This is a genomic window from Pontimicrobium sp. IMCC45349 (assembly GCF_047219225.1).
GTDB lineage: Bacteria > Bacteroidota > Bacteroidia > Flavobacteriales > Flavobacteriaceae > IMCC45349.
This window is the reverse complement of the sequence record NZ_CP178208.1, coordinates 2,126,372-2,139,933: the sequence shown is the minus strand read 5'-3', so window position 1 is coordinate 2,139,933 and position 13,562 is coordinate 2,126,372. Positions and strand designations below refer to the sequence as shown.

Here is a 13,562-nt window from a genome sequence, read left to right as displayed (position 1 = left end):
TTATGAAATACCTTCATAATATTGGTAAATATTTTTTAATGATTGCTGACATGTTTCGTAAACCGACGAAATGGTCAGTCATGAAACAATTAATACTAAAGGATATTGATGATTTAATTATTGGTTCCTTAGGTATTGTTGCCTTTATTTCATTTTTTGTTGGAGGTGTTGTTACTATTCAAACAGCATTAAACATTAGCAACCCATTAATCCCAAAGTATTTAGTTGGTTTTGCTACAAGACAATCTGTTATTTTAGAATTTGCTCCAACATTTATTTCTATTATCATGGCTGGTAAAGTTGGTTCATTTATTACTTCCAGTATTGGTACAATGCGAGTGACTGAGCAAATAGATGCGCTTGAGGTTATGGGAATTAACTCATTAAACTACTTAGTTTTTCCAAAAGCAGTTGCTTTAATGCTCTATCCTTTTGCCATTTCAATTGCGATGTTTTTAGGCATTATTGGAGGAATGGCTGCTTGCGTTTATGGTGGTTTTACATCATTGGATGATTATATTACTGGTGTACAAATGGATTTTATTCCGTTTCATATAACGTACGCTTTTATAAAAACATTTGTCTTTGCTTTTGTATTAGCAACTATACCATCATTTCATGGTTACTATATGAAAGGTGGTGCTTTAGAAGTTGGTAAAGCAAGTACGACTTCGTTTGTATGGACTAGTGTGGTAATTATTTTACTGAATTATATATTAACAAACATGATGTTAGGCTAATGATAGAAGTTAAAGGTTTACATAAATCGTTTGGAGATGCTCATGTTTTAAAAGGCATTACAACCTCTTTTGAAAAAGGAAAAACTAACCTTATTATTGGGCAAAGTGGTTCTGGTAAAACTGTTTTCTTAAAATGTCTTTTAGGTTTGTTTGAATACGAAAAAGGTAGTATTGCTTATGATGGAAAAGTTTTTTCTCAACTAAACGAAGACGAAAAACGTGACTTAAGAGCTGATATTGGTATGGTATTTCAAGGTAGTGCATTATTTGATTCTATGACTATAGAAGAAAACGTAATGTTTCCTTTAAAAATGTTCACTAAACAAAGTAAAAGCGAAATGAAAGATCGTGTTGACTTTGTGCTAAAACGTGTAAATCTTGATGATGCGCATCATAAAATGCCTAGTGAAGCTTCAGGTGGAATGCAAAAACGTGTAGCCATTGCCAGAGCTATAGTTAACAACCCAAAGTATTTATTTTGCGATGAACCAAATTCTGGATTAGACCCAAAAACTGCTATAGTTATTGATAACTTGATTCAAGAAATTACAGACGAATATAACATTGTAACAGTAATCAATTCACATGACATGAACTCTGTTATGGAAATAGGAGAAAAAATTGTGTTTTTAAAAGATGGTCATAAAGCCTGGGAAGGCTCAAAAAGAACCATTTTTAAAACAGACAACGAAGTTGTTACTGACTTTGTTTATTCTTCAGAATTATTTAAAAAAGTTCGCAGAATGTACTTAGAAGAAAATCAATAAACTATTCTTCTTTCTTTACAATTAAAGTGTCTAGATTTAATTTAAACTTAAGCCAACCTTCTAATTTTCTTGAATCTTCTTCAATAGACTTTTCAGTACTTATAGAGTCATTCCATTTTACAAAAAAGACAGCCAATGTATCTATTTTTTTATAGTTATACGATATCTCTTTCGCATATGAAAACTCTTGAATATTTTCATAATTAAGTTTTGCTTCTTGAGCCACTTGGTAAAATGGTATTTGATCACGCTCTAATCTTGAAAGCACTCTAACTCTATCTTCTAAAAATCTTATTTTTTGACTTTGAGACAACAAGTCTAATGAATCACGTGTTCGTAATTCCTCCATATACTCAAGATTATCTACTTCTCTAGCACTAGCTTGATTAATTCTTAACTCAGTATCTTCTTTTAATCTAGAATAATTAGATAATCGTCCTTTTAATATTTTTTGAGCATCTTCAGAAATCTCATCAGCTCCAAAAGTTGTTAATTCTATTACAGAAATACCTTTAGGTTTGTATTCATAAACTGCATTTTTCTTAATGTAATTAGCATTAGGTAAATCCGTTAATTCAGTCTTTATATATCTATCAGCATCTGCTTCAAATTGACTTTTTCTTAATACACTAATAAATGTAATTATTGGATAAATCATAACTATTATAGCAACCAAAGATGCTATTCTAGCTATACGCTTACGTTTAGCTGAATTTGCATATTTCAACATAGGAAAACGTAAAAGTTTTAACACTAAAAAAGTAGCAAGCGCAATAAAAATTGTGTTAATCGTAAACAAGTACATAGCACCTCTTACAAACACCCAACCTTCTAACAAACTTCTTTCTACCATCACAGAAAAGCCGTAACCAACCGTACACAATGGAGGCATTAAAGCTGTAGCAATTGCAACACCAAAAATTACTGAAGCAATCGTACCTTTTTTAGTACGTGCAATAATTAAAGCTAAACCACCAAAAAATGCTATCAAAACATCTCTGATATCTGGTTGTGTTCGCCCTAATAATTCTGATGTATCTTTACTTAAAGGGAATAAATAGAAAAACAAAAAAGCTGTTATTAAACTTAACACTATCATCGTTGCTAAGTTTATAAGCGATTTCTTTAAAGTATCAATATCATTGATTGCTACAGACAAACCTACACCTAAAATAGGCCCCATTAATGGAGAAATTAACATGGCTCCAATAACAACAGCTGTTGAGTTAGCATTAAGCCCTACAGAAGCTACAAAAACCGAACAAATTAAAATCCAAGCAGTGGCTCCTTTAAAAGGAATGTCGTTTTTTATCGCCTCTATTGTAGCGTCTCTATCTGTGTCTTCTCTAAAATCTAACAGTTCTGTTAAAAAAGTTTTTACACTAGAAATAAATCCTTTAGCTCCATCCTTTACAGCTTGCTTAGACTGTTCAACTGCCTTATCCTTATTTTGCTCTTCTTCTGAAAAATTGAACTTGTTTTCTTCCATAAATTATATGTACTTATCGCCAAATGCTTCTTTTACTTTTTGACGAATTTGCTTAATATCTTGCTCCTTTTCTTTTGGAAAGATAAGTAAAACTTCGTCTTTATCAACAATAATATAATCGTTCAATCCTTCTACAACTACAATTTTATTACTTTGTGTTCTAATCATATTCCCTGAAGCATCTTCTACCAACGTTCTAGCATTAATAATAGCATTGTCTTTTTTTCCTGCATCAATCTTATCATACAAACTTCCCCAAGTCCCTAAATCGTTCCAATCAAAAGTTGCTGGCAAAACAAATACATTATTACTTTTCTCCATAATTGCATAATCAATCGATATATTTTCTGCCTTCCCATAATTATCTCTTACAAAGTCATCTTCAAAATCGGTGTTATAAACATCAATTCCTTTTTCGAACAATTGATACAAACATTCTTGTTTATTTTGAAACGCTTTTACCACAGAAGTCACACTCCACATAAAAACCCCAGCATTCCACAAAAAGTTTCCTTGAGATAAAAAGGTCTTTGCCGTTTCATAATCTGGTTTTTCTCTAAATTGATTTACATTCTTTATTGCATTATCATCGTCTTTATCAAATTCAATATACCCATAGCCTGTATTTGGAAATGTTGGCTGAATCCCTAAGGTCATTAACGCATCATTTGTTTCGCAAAAATCAAATGCTTGTTGCACATTTTGTGTAAATGCATCTTCATTTTCAATCCAATGATCACTTGGTGCTACAATCATAATAGCATCAGGATTTTCTTTTTGTATTTTAAGTGATGCATATAAAATACAAGGTGCAGTATTTCTCATCGCTGGTTCTAATACCACCTGTCTTTTGGTAACTCCTGGCAATTGCTCAAATACTAAATCGTTGTATTTTTCATTTGTTAGAATAAAAATATTTTCTTCTGGAATAAGCTTACTTAATCTAGAGAATGTTTTTTGAATTAATGTTTCTCCAGTTCCTAACATATCATGAAATTGTTTAGGAAACATCTCTGTACTTACTGGCCAAAACCTTGAACCTACTCCTCCAGCCATTAAAATGGCATAATAATTTTTATTCTTCGTCATTCGTTTTCTATATATTACTTTGAAGTTGTTTTTCATTAACTTCTATTTCTACTTCTGCATTTGGATTAAACAAATATACACGCCCTGTATTTACTTCTACACATTCAAAGCGCTTTCTACGCTGGTTACCTCTTTTAAAAACACGGCCATTGTATAATTTGAATGTAGCTCCAAAAGGCACTTCAAAAATATAAGTTTTGTCATTAGGTTCATCAAACTGTTTTAAAGCTAACGCTAACTTAACATCTGTATCACTACTTGCTTTTGGATTTTTGAAGTGTATCGCTAATAGTGGCAGTAACTGCATAGGAAACACTTCTGGATTTAAAAATGGCAATATAATATGCTGAAAGGTTTGTTTCCATTCTTTACCATGAGGTTTAATGAGTTTACCATATTTTTGATAAGCTTCTAAATGTGCTATTTCGTGTAATAAAGTTATTAAAAATCGATACTTATTCAAATTAGAGTTAACGGTTATTTGATGTTTTCCATTAGGCAAACGTCTATAATCACCATGACGTGTTTTACGTTCTTGCTTAACTTTTACAATAAGGTTATCGTGCTTTAAAAGTTGTAACACGCTATTAATAGCAGCTTCAGGTATGTATTGTTGCAGTGTATTTTGCATTAAAGCAAAAATACACTTTTAAAGTTACAGTAAAAGTATAGCTTAGAAATATGGTAACAAAAAGAAAACATCATCGTTATACATATACATCTACACTAGATTCAATATTTTAAAAAAAGTTGCAAAAAATGCAATGAAACAAAAAAGTATCGTCTTTGTATATGAAGACCTAATAAAAGGTAGTAAATGACCTTAGAATCAGAAAACAGTAAAAAACTTAAGAACTTTTTTAATGATGAATACTCATCATTAAAAGCTTACGTAAACTCAAGAATAAAAGCTACTGCAAGTCGCGATGCAGAGGACATTATTCAAGATGTTGCCTTAAAACTTTTTACTGGCGCAGACAGGTATTCGCCAATAAACAATGTTGCAGGGTTTGTTTACAATTCTATAAAGAACAGAATTATAGACATAATGCGCTCTAATAGACCGCAAAAACAAAATAGTAACGATTTTAAATTACAAGAGTTAGCAGAAGTGCTTTATGAAAACACCGAAGACGTTTACCCAGAAGCCATAAAAAAGGAGCTAAAACAAGCTATTTTAAGTTTAAAACCAAGCTATAGAGACATTATTATAGCCATTGATTTTGAAGGCTATACATATAAAGAAGTTTCAAGTGAAACTGGTATTCCTGAAGGCACATTAATGTCACAAAGACATCGCGCTATAGCCATATTATATAAAAAATTAGAAACAAAACATATAAATTAAATATTTAAAGACATGACAAATTTTTTCAATCACAAATTAAGAGGAAGATCACCAGGAGAAATTGTTGGAATTGTAATATTCGGAATTATTGCCATTACAGGACTAGCCATCCTTTTTGGTTTTGTATTAATGTGGCTATGGAATTGGTTAATGCCAGAAATTTTCGGTCTTACAACTATTAACTATTGGCAAGCAGTAGGATTATTTATTCTATTAAAAATATTACTTGGTGGTTGTGGCAGTGGAAGTAGTAAATCATCAAACAAACCAAAAAAAGAATGTGATAAAGATTCTAAACGAGACTTTTCTAAATGGAAACATTATGATAAATTTTGGAAAGAAGAAGGTGATGCACTTTACAAACAATATGTAGAACGAGTAACTAATGAGAATACTCAGCCTCCCACATCTAATTAACACATAACTTAATTATTATGGATCCTTTGATTTTTAAGACTAATATTAAAGACTCAAAAAAACTAAAGCAACTAAAACCCTTATTCAATACGCATTGCAATATTGTTCATTGGTCTATTGATTTAGAAGATATTGATAAAGTATTACGCATTGTACCAAATAACAGTTTAAAAGAAACAGAAGTTATATCCTTAATTGAAAATGAAGGTTTTTACTGTGAAGTTTTAACAGATTAATTGACAAACAACAATACAATGAATACTCTAAAAATTGAGAAAGCAGTCGATAACATCTTGTATTTAAAGAAAATAATAAAGGCTAGTAAACTAACTCCCAATTATAAAGAAAATGAACTTAACTCGTTTTGCAGATATATTTTAACACAGTTAAACAATCAAGCTAGCCTCTCAAAAATCTCATCAATTATTAATGATGAATTTACAGTTAATTACAACCTCACAACAAATATTTATAACACAAATAGAATTGCTACTAAAATCTTTAATTGGTGGAATTTAAAAACTACATACGCTCAGGCACATTAATACCTAATAAGCTAAATGCATTTTTTATAGTATTACCAACTGTATTAGACAACTGCACTCTAAATATTTTATCACTTTCCTTATCCGCACCTAAAATAGATACGTTTTGATAAAACGAGTTAAACTCTTTTACTAAATCGTATGTGTAATTAGCTATTAATGCTGGACTATGGTTAGTCGCAGCATTTTGCACTACTTCTGGAAATAATTGTAATTGCTTTAGCAACTCTTTTTCTTTAGGGTGCAAAGCTATTTCAACTGCGCTCGACATAATATCGTTACTAAATTCAGCCTTTCTTAAAATAGCTTGTATTCTAGCATACGTATATTGAATAAAAGGTCCAGTATTTCCTTGAAAATCTACAGATTCTTTTGGATCGAATAAAATGCGTTTTTTAGGATCTACTTTTAAAATGAAATATTTAAGTGCTCCTAAGCCAATAGTATTATATATAGTTTCTTTTTCGGCTTCAGTATAACCATCTAGTTTTCCAAGTTCTTGAGAAATCTCTTTTGCTGTTTCTGCCATTTCCACAATTAAGTCGTCAGCATCAACTACAGTACCTTCTCTACTCTTCATTTTTCCGCTTGGTAAATCTACCATTCCATAACTTAAATGGTATAAGTTTTTAGCCCAATCGAAACCTAATTTCTTTAAAATTAAAAACAGCACTTTAAAGTGATAGTCTTGTTCATTACCAACTGTATATACCATACCTCCAACATCAGGGCAATCTTTTATACGTTGAATTGCAGTCCCAATATCTTGCGTCATGTATACTGCTGTTCCATCTGCACGTAATACAATTTTTTCGTCTAATCCATCTTCAGTTAAATCACACCAAACCGAACCATCTTCCTTTTTATAGAATACTCCAGTTTTTAAACCTTCGGTTACAAATTCTTTTCCTAATAAATAAGTATCACTTTCGTAATACAGGTTATCAAAATCTACACCTAAGTTTTTGTAGGTAACATCAAAACCATTATACACCCAACCATTCATAGTTTTCCAAAGCGCTACAGTTTCTTCATCACCAGCTTCCCATTTACGTAGCATTTCTTGAGCTTCTAATAACATTGGCGCTTGCTTTTTAGCATCTTCTTCAGGTATTCCTTGAGCTACTAAATCTGCTATTTCCTTTTTATACTCTTGATCAAACTTTACGTAGTAATTACCAACAAGTTTGTCGCCTTTTAAACCTGTGATTTCTGGAGTTTCTCCATTACCAAAACGCTCCCAAGCCAACATACTTTTACAAATATGAATACCTCTGTCGTTAATAATTTGTGTTTTATAAACCTTTTTACCAGAGGCCTTTAAAATTTCGGCAACACTATATCCTAACAAGTTATTTCTAATGTGTCCTAAGTGTAACGGTTTGTTTGTATTAGGTGAAGAGTACTCCACCATTACAGCATCATCCTTAGCAGGCTCAACAAAACCATAAGTTGCATTTGCTTTAATGTTATTGAAGAAATTTATATAAAAACTATCATCAATAACTAGATTTAAAAAGCCTTTAACTACATTAAAATCTTTAACTTCAGCTACATTTTCCACTAAGTATTTCCCTAAATCTTCTCCTAATTGTGCAGGATTCATTTTAATAACACGTAACATAGGAAACGTTACCACTGTAATATCTCCTTCAAAATCTTTTCGAGTTGCTTGAAATTCTACAGTTTCTATTTCTTTACTATACAATGCTTTAAAAGCTTGTTTTACTTGATTTAATAAAGTTTCCTGAATTGTCATTATTACTAAAATTAGGCAGCAAAGATAAACTTTTTTAAACCCTTATATTATTATATTTTTGAAAAAAATCAAACACAACTACTCATGAGAATTACTTTACTACTATTAACTGTTATTTGTTTATCATCTTGTAAAAATGAATCAAAGGAAATTAAAGCAAAGGAAGATATTGAACTAAAAGAATTATATGGATTAATGCAAGGATCTTTTAATTCTGAAGCACAATCTGTAGCAGATTCAACATATTTTAATATTTCTTTACACATGTATCCAATCTGGGAAGACAAAGGCAACTATTTATATGTAGAACAAGCACTTAACAGCATGCAAGATAGACCATATAGACAACGTGTTTATGAAGTAAAAAGATTAAGCGATAGTACTTTTGGAAGTTATATTTACAAAATACCAAATGATTCGCTTTGGATTGGGAAATGGAAAACACCAGCTGATTTTAATAAACTAACAGTAACAGATTTAGAGTTAAGAAATGGTTGTGAAGTTGTACTAAAAAGAATTGGAGACAAACACTACAAAGGAAAAACTGGTAACAAAACCTGTGAAAGCACAATGAGAGGTGCTGCATATGCTACTTCTGAGGTTGAAATAATGCCAAGTAAAATTATTTCTTGGGATAGAGGATTTAATAGTGCAGATGAACATGTTTGGGGAGCAGAAAAAGCAGGATATATTTTTGATGAAATCAAAAAATAAGACTTCACTTACAATTTATAAATATTTAACAAACAGCTACTTACAAACAAATAAGCTTTTAAGTTTACAGAAATGCATTTCATCGATAAAAGTGTAGTTTTTCTATGTTTTTTACCATTCATCGATTAGTGAATTTCAACTAAAAAAAGCTGAGTGCTTTTTATCTGATTTTTTGGTTATAAATCGCAGAAATTAGGGATTTCTTAAGCTTTTCCTAATTTTTGTTATGCTATTAATCAAGAGTCCCAAAACAATGATTATGCTTACTTTTTGTTATAAAGCAACATGTTTGCTTTATTGAAAGTACTTAATTTTCCTCTCCCTCAAGGTAAATTTAGGTGATCATTATTTTGTTGTACCTAAAACCTAATGGAGTTCATGAAACAGTTAATTACCTTAACTGCTCTTATTTTTTCACTCCTCTTTAGTAATGCCCAAACTAAAGAGCAAGACAGTCTTGCTATACAGTTGGCTTTTCAAAAACAGGACTCTGCCAAGGTTGACACATCAATACAACTAATTAAATCGTTTTATTTCTCTAATGATTATAAAAAAGCTCTTTTATATATAGATCAAAGTGAGAGACTATCCTCATCATTAGAATATCATAAAGCAACTGCTGAAATTAAATACTACAAGGCTTTAATTTATACCCAAAAAGATGATTATTATAATGCTCTAGATTATTATAAATCATCCTTAAGAATATTCACGAAACTAAATGACTCTTTAGGAATAGCAAAAGTAAATAATAGCATTGGGCTTATTGAAATTAAACGAGGTAACTACAATAAAGGATTGAGGTATTCTCTTTCTGCTATTGATATTTTTGAAAATAAAAACTTAAGACATGAGTTAAGTGTTGCCTATAATAATTTGTCTGAAGCATATTTCAATACTAACCAAGTAGACAAGGCTCTTGAATTTAATTTAAAAGCTCTTGATGTTAGAAAACAATTGCGTGATAGTGCAGGTATTATTTCTTCAACAAAAAATATCGCAAAGCTTTATTCTATGAGAAAAGAGCATAGAAAAGCTATTGAGTATTACAATATAGTTTTAACATATTTAGACGAGAACGACATCGCTAACAGAGGTGATATTTTACCTTGTCTTGGAGAAGAGTATCTTCAGTTCAATGATTATACAAATGCTACAACTTATTTATTAGAAGGTTTAAAAATTAACAGAACTATAGATAATAAAGAAGGTATTTTAAAATCATTAAATAATATTGCTCAACTTAATTTACAACAAAAAAAGGTTAAGCTTGCTGAATACCAATTAAATGAAGCATTTACAATTACTAAAACCGTTGACAATGATGCTTTATTATTAAAAAACTACAAACTTAGAGTTGCTTTGGACTCTATGAAAGGTAATTACAAGAGTGCATTTAATTCACAAAGAGCATATCATACCCTTAAAAACAAAATAGAAAAGGAAAATGCAACACCTATAATATTTGAAGACGATGAACCTCTTGAAGTAAAAATTGATACTACTGATACTAAAACTCCAATTGAGAACAACCAATCAACTGTTAATAATAAAGAATATAAAACCTTAAAGTATATTACTTATGGATTAGCTGGTTTAACTGTACTGTTATTTTTAATTATGGTAAGTCTTTGGGTAAGTAAAAAAAGTAAAAATGCAGTAATAAAAAGCCTTAAAGACAAAAACAAACAATACAAATTACAAAACGATTCAATTCTTGAGCAAACTACTCACCTAGAAGAAATGAATCAAGTAAAAGACAGGTTATTCTCTATTGTATCTCATGATTTAAAAGATTCAATTACATCTGTTAAAGCCTTTTTAGACTTATTAAAAGAAGATAGTATTTCACAAGAAGAATTCGATCAACTAATTCCTGAACTAAGTGAAAATGCCGATAATGCTGCCGCTTTACTATTAAATCTATTAAACTGGTCAAAATCTCAAATGCAGAATCTTGAACCAAAACCAGAACTCTTTAATATTCAAGATGTATTTAGAGAAAAAATGAATTTAATAGAGAAAAAAGTTGAGCAAAAACGTATTATAATGCTTGATGAGTCTATTAAAGATTTTGCATATGCAGATAGAAGTATGATAGAGATTGTTATTCAAAACCTTTTAGCAAATGCAGTGAAATTTTCTAGAGTTGGTGATGTTATCACTGTGTCTAACAGAGATAAAAATGGTAACATTTTGATTTGCATTGAAGATACAGGTGTTGGTATTTCTGAAGAAAACCAAAAGAAACTATTTAAAAATGGTGGTTTTACTACTAGAGGTACCAATGCAGAAAAAGGAACAGGACTTGGTCTTTCTATTTGTAAAGAATTGGTTGAACTAAACCACGGAAATATTTGGGTTGAAAGCGAAGAAAATTTAGGAAGCAAATTCTTTATCGAACTTCCAAAAGCAAAACCTATTTCTTAAAAATTATTATTTTTTTTAGGTAAGAACACTTCTGCCATCATACAACGTGCACTACCTCCACCACAAGCCTCAATAGTGTCTAAAGAACTAGAAAGTATTTTACAATGTTTTTCTATAGTTGTAACTTGAGTTTTATTCAAACTATTGTATGCTGCTTGACTCATTACTAAAAAACGTTCTTCATTATGTCCTTTTACTTGAAGCATATTACCTGCAAAATTGTTTGCTTGAGACTCAGTAATTGCAATCACTTCTTTACCATCCTCTTTTAAATGTTTGATAACATTTTTGCGTTCTTTTTTATCATCTATACTCTCTAAACATATAACAGCAAAGGTTTCTGCTAAACACATCATTACATTAGTATGATAAATTGCTTCACGCCTTTCTTTAACAGTTTGATTAGCTGTAAACACAATTGGAAAATAGTCAAAATCTTCACAAAACTCAATAAACAAGCCTTCATCTGCTCTAGGTGAAATTGCACAATATGCTTTACGATTAGTACGATCTAATAATAAACTCCCAGTCCCTTCAAGAAACACTTCCTCTTCCTCAGCACTTGTGTAATCTATTACATTATTAATTAAATAACCTTTAGATTCTAAGATTTCTAAAACATCTTCTCTTCGCTCTAATCGTCTATTCTCAGCAAACATTGGATATACTCCAACAAGACCATTTTCATGAAAAGAAATCCAATTGTTTGGAAATATTGAATCTGGTGTATCTAACTCATTTGTATCATCAATAACTACAACATTAACTCCTACAGTTCTTAACTTCTCAACAAAAACATCAAATTCTTGTTGTGCTTTTATATTAACAGTTTCTGGCAAAATGCTATCTAAAACTTTTTGATAATAGTTATTTACTGCTGTTTGCTCGTTCATTCTAAATCCTATAGGACGAATCATTAATATTGTATCTGTTATCTGTTGCATTTATTTAAGTCTTAAAGTTCAAAATTATAATTTTTTAAAATGAAAATTGACTAGTAAAAGCAAAAACTATAACTTAGCTCACAATTACTTTTAGCCTCAAATATTTATGAAATATTTTTACTCTCTTTTCTTAGCTCTAATGTTGTTATCTACAACCAAAGTTAAAGCACAAACCTATAATTCTTTTTATGGAGATATTGTGAATAATGTTTCTTACACTAACATCTTAAACGATTTAACAACATTCGAAAATTTTGGTATAAAAGACATTGGTTCTACAGCTCTCAACAATGCTCAAGCATGGATAAAAGGCAGATACGAAAGTTTAGGTTATACTGATATTGTTGAACAACCATTTAGTTATTCTGGTGGTACAACTAATAACATAATTATTACTAAAACTGGAACAGTTTACCCTAACACTTATTTAATTATTGATGCACATTACGATACAATTAATGGTCCTGGAACCAATGATAATGGAAGTGGTACAGTTTTACTTATGGAGCTTGCTAGGTTATTAAAAGATGTAGACACTGAATACTCTATAAAATTCATTCACTTTAGTGGTGAAGAAGACGGTTTAATTGGAAGTAACTATTATGTTACAAATACTGTTAATCCTGAAAACTTAGACATTTCATTAGTCTTTAACATTGATGAAGTAGGTGGCATTAATGGTATGGCTAATGACACGATAGTTTGTGAAGAAGATACTAGTAACCCTCCACATAACAATGCAGCATCATCAGCTGCTACTGCAACTTTAGCTACTTGTATTGGACTTTACTCAAGCTTAAATACCGAAATATCTTATGCTTATGCTTCAGATTATATTCCTTTTGAAAATAATGGTGAAATAATTACAGGTTTATACGAAAAAAACGAAACGCCTCATGCTCATACTTCAACAGATTTATTAATAAATATGGATGTAAACTATCTAACCGAAGTTACGAAAGGGTCATTAGGCGCAGCTTTACATTTTGCTATTGGTGTAGATACGCTAAGTACTCCTGAAGTTACTATTAATGGTTTTTCTATTTTCCCAAATCCTTCTAAAGGTCAAATTACAATTAAGCAAACTCACCACACTACAACACAATTAAAACTTGTTGATGTTTTAGGAAAAGAAGTTTATAAGGCTTCAATAAACAATTTAGAAACGACTTTAAACCTAACCCATTTAAACAAAGGTATATATATGGTGATTTTAAAAAATGAAAGACAATCTGTTTCTAAAAAACTTGTGATTCATTAATCGTTAATTTAAAACATAATAATAAATAAGCCCTTGCAGTTAAACTGCAAGGGCTTATT

Annotated in this window: 14 protein-coding genes; 9 read left to right on the top strand and 5 right to left on the bottom strand. The window is 30.5% G+C overall.

Going from position 1 to position 13,562, the window contains the following annotated elements:
* The first annotated feature begins 2 nt into the window (after nt 1-2).
* On the top strand, nt 3-740 hold the full coding sequence (locus tag ACLII3_RS09985) for an MlaE family ABC transporter permease (RefSeq protein WP_412984085.1): 738 nt from the start codon (nt 3-5) through the stop codon (nt 738-740).
* Complete coding sequence (locus tag ACLII3_RS09980; RefSeq protein ID WP_412984084.1) at nt 740-1,507, top strand: ABC transporter ATP-binding protein; 768 nt, start codon at nt 740-742, stop codon at nt 1,505-1,507. Before ACLII3_RS09985 ends, ACLII3_RS09980 begins: the two co-directional genes overlap by 1 nt.
* Before the next feature lies 1 nt (nt 1,508).
* Here the strand turns inward: ACLII3_RS09980 and ACLII3_RS09975 are convergent, their stop codons facing one another.
* Genes ACLII3_RS09975 through ACLII3_RS09965 form a run of 3 tightly spaced genes read right to left on the bottom strand, consistent with a single transcriptional unit; the run spans nt 1,509 to nt 4,716 of the window.
* On the bottom strand, nt 1,509-2,996 hold the full coding sequence (locus tag ACLII3_RS09975; RefSeq protein WP_412984083.1) for a DUF389 domain-containing protein: 1,488 nt from the start codon (nt 2,994-2,996) through the stop codon (nt 1,509-1,511).
* Nucleotides 2,997-2,999: 3 nt separating this feature from the next.
* Nucleotides 3,000-4,085, bottom strand: a complete 1,086-nt coding sequence (locus tag ACLII3_RS09970; RefSeq protein ID WP_412984082.1) for a mannose-1-phosphate guanylyltransferase — start codon at nt 4,083-4,085, stop codon at nt 3,000-3,002.
* Between the two features lie 7 nt (nt 4,086-4,092).
* Nucleotides 4,093-4,716, bottom strand: a complete 624-nt coding sequence (locus ACLII3_RS09965; protein WP_412984081.1) for a SprT-like domain-containing protein — start codon at nt 4,714-4,716, stop codon at nt 4,093-4,095.
* 186 nt (nt 4,717-4,902) lie between these two features.
* Between ACLII3_RS09965 and ACLII3_RS09960 the strand changes: the two genes are divergently transcribed.
* Genes ACLII3_RS09960 through ACLII3_RS09945 form a run of 4 tightly spaced genes read left to right on the top strand, consistent with a single transcriptional unit; the run spans nt 4,903 to nt 6,395 of the window.
* Nucleotides 4,903-5,433, top strand: coding sequence for an RNA polymerase sigma factor (locus ACLII3_RS09960; RefSeq protein WP_412984080.1), 531 nt, complete (start codon nt 4,903-4,905; stop codon nt 5,431-5,433).
* Between the two features lie 12 nt (nt 5,434-5,445).
* Nucleotides 5,446-5,850 carry a hypothetical protein gene (locus ACLII3_RS09955; RefSeq protein ID WP_412984079.1) on the top strand — a complete coding sequence of 135 codons (405 nt, stop codon included), beginning with the start codon at nt 5,446-5,448 and terminating at the stop codon, nt 5,848-5,850.
* A gap of 17 nt (nt 5,851-5,867) precedes the next feature.
* Nucleotides 5,868-6,086, top strand: coding sequence for a hypothetical protein (locus tag ACLII3_RS09950; protein WP_412984078.1), 219 nt, complete (start codon nt 5,868-5,870; stop codon nt 6,084-6,086).
* 18 nt (nt 6,087-6,104) lie between these two features.
* Nucleotides 6,105-6,395 carry a hypothetical protein gene (locus ACLII3_RS09945; protein WP_412984077.1) on the top strand — a complete coding sequence of 97 codons (291 nt, stop codon included), beginning with the start codon at nt 6,105-6,107 and terminating at the stop codon, nt 6,393-6,395.
* Here ACLII3_RS09945 and argS read toward each other — a convergent pair.
* Nucleotides 6,373-8,154 (bottom strand): arginine--tRNA ligase, encoded by a 1,782-nt coding sequence (gene argS / locus ACLII3_RS09940; protein WP_412984076.1) that lies wholly within the window; start codon nt 8,152-8,154, stop codon nt 6,373-6,375. The two genes, ACLII3_RS09945 and argS, sit on opposite strands and share 23 nt — an antisense overlap.
* Nucleotides 8,155-8,238: 84 nt before the next feature.
* On the opposite strand from argS, the gene ACLII3_RS09935 reads away from it, so the two are divergent.
* Together ACLII3_RS09935 and ACLII3_RS09930 are read left to right on the top strand one after the other, a co-directional pair.
* The gene (locus tag ACLII3_RS09935; protein ID WP_412984075.1) at nt 8,239-8,868 is read left to right on the top strand and encodes a chromophore lyase CpcT/CpeT; all 630 of its coding nucleotides are present in this window, start codon (nt 8,239-8,241) and stop codon (nt 8,866-8,868) included.
* 378 nt (nt 8,869-9,246) lie between these two features.
* Nucleotides 9,247-11,298, top strand: a complete 2,052-nt coding sequence (locus tag ACLII3_RS09930; protein ID WP_412984074.1) for a tetratricopeptide repeat protein — start codon at nt 9,247-9,249, stop codon at nt 11,296-11,298.
* Here the strand turns inward: ACLII3_RS09930 and ctlX are convergent.
* Entirely contained in the window at nt 11,295-12,242 is a 948-nt protein-coding gene (gene ctlX / locus ACLII3_RS09925) for a citrulline utilization hydrolase CtlX (RefSeq protein ID WP_412984073.1), read from the bottom strand. The two genes, ACLII3_RS09930 and ctlX, sit on opposite strands and share 4 nt — an antisense overlap.
* A 106-nt stretch (nt 12,243-12,348) precedes the next feature.
* Here ctlX and ACLII3_RS09920 point away from each other — a divergent pair, with 106 nt between their 5' ends.
* A complete protein-coding gene (locus ACLII3_RS09920) occupies nt 12,349-13,503 on the top strand; it encodes a M28 family peptidase (RefSeq protein ID WP_412984072.1) in 1,155 nt (384 codons plus the stop codon).
* Nucleotides 13,504-13,562 lie beyond the last annotated feature (59 nt).

Excerpts from the sequence above, each read along its gene's own strand:
- ACLII3_RS09955 (WP_412984079.1), top strand. The coding sequence starts at position 5,446 with ATGACAAATTTTTTCAATCACAAATTAAGAGGAAGATCACCAGGAGAA.
- argS (WP_412984076.1), bottom strand. The coding sequence starts at position 8,154 with ATGACAATTCAGGAAACTTTATTAAATCAAGTAAAACAAGCTTTTAAA.
- ACLII3_RS09945 (WP_412984077.1), top strand. The coding sequence starts at position 6,105 with ATGAATACTCTAAAAATTGAGAAAGCAGTCGATAACATCTTGTATTTA.
- ACLII3_RS09935 (WP_412984075.1), top strand. The coding sequence starts at position 8,239 with ATGAGAATTACTTTACTACTATTAACTGTTATTTGTTTATCATCTTGT.
- ACLII3_RS09980 (WP_412984084.1), top strand. The coding sequence starts at position 740 with ATGATAGAAGTTAAAGGTTTACATAAATCGTTTGGAGATGCTCATGTT.
- ACLII3_RS09920 (WP_412984072.1), top strand. The coding sequence starts at position 12,349 with ATGAAATATTTTTACTCTCTTTTCTTAGCTCTAATGTTGTTATCTACA.
- ctlX (WP_412984073.1), bottom strand. The coding sequence starts at position 12,242 with ATGCAACAGATAACAGATACAATATTAATGATTCGTCCTATAGGATTT.
- ACLII3_RS09930 (WP_412984074.1), top strand. The coding sequence starts at position 9,247 with ATGAAACAGTTAATTACCTTAACTGCTCTTATTTTTTCACTCCTCTTT.
- ACLII3_RS09950 (WP_412984078.1), top strand. The coding sequence starts at position 5,868 with ATGGATCCTTTGATTTTTAAGACTAATATTAAAGACTCAAAAAAACTA.
- ACLII3_RS09970 (WP_412984082.1), bottom strand. The coding sequence starts at position 4,085 with ATGACGAAGAATAAAAATTATTATGCCATTTTAATGGCTGGAGGAGTA.
- ACLII3_RS09960 (WP_412984080.1), top strand. The coding sequence starts at position 4,903 with ATGACCTTAGAATCAGAAAACAGTAAAAAACTTAAGAACTTTTTTAAT.
- ACLII3_RS09975 (WP_412984083.1), bottom strand. The coding sequence starts at position 2,996 with ATGGAAGAAAACAAGTTCAATTTTTCAGAAGAAGAGCAAAATAAGGAT.
- ACLII3_RS09985 (WP_412984085.1), top strand. The coding sequence starts at position 3 with ATGAAATACCTTCATAATATTGGTAAATATTTTTTAATGATTGCTGAC.
- ACLII3_RS09965 (WP_412984081.1), bottom strand. The coding sequence starts at position 4,716 with ATGCAAAATACACTGCAACAATACATACCTGAAGCTGCTATTAATAGC.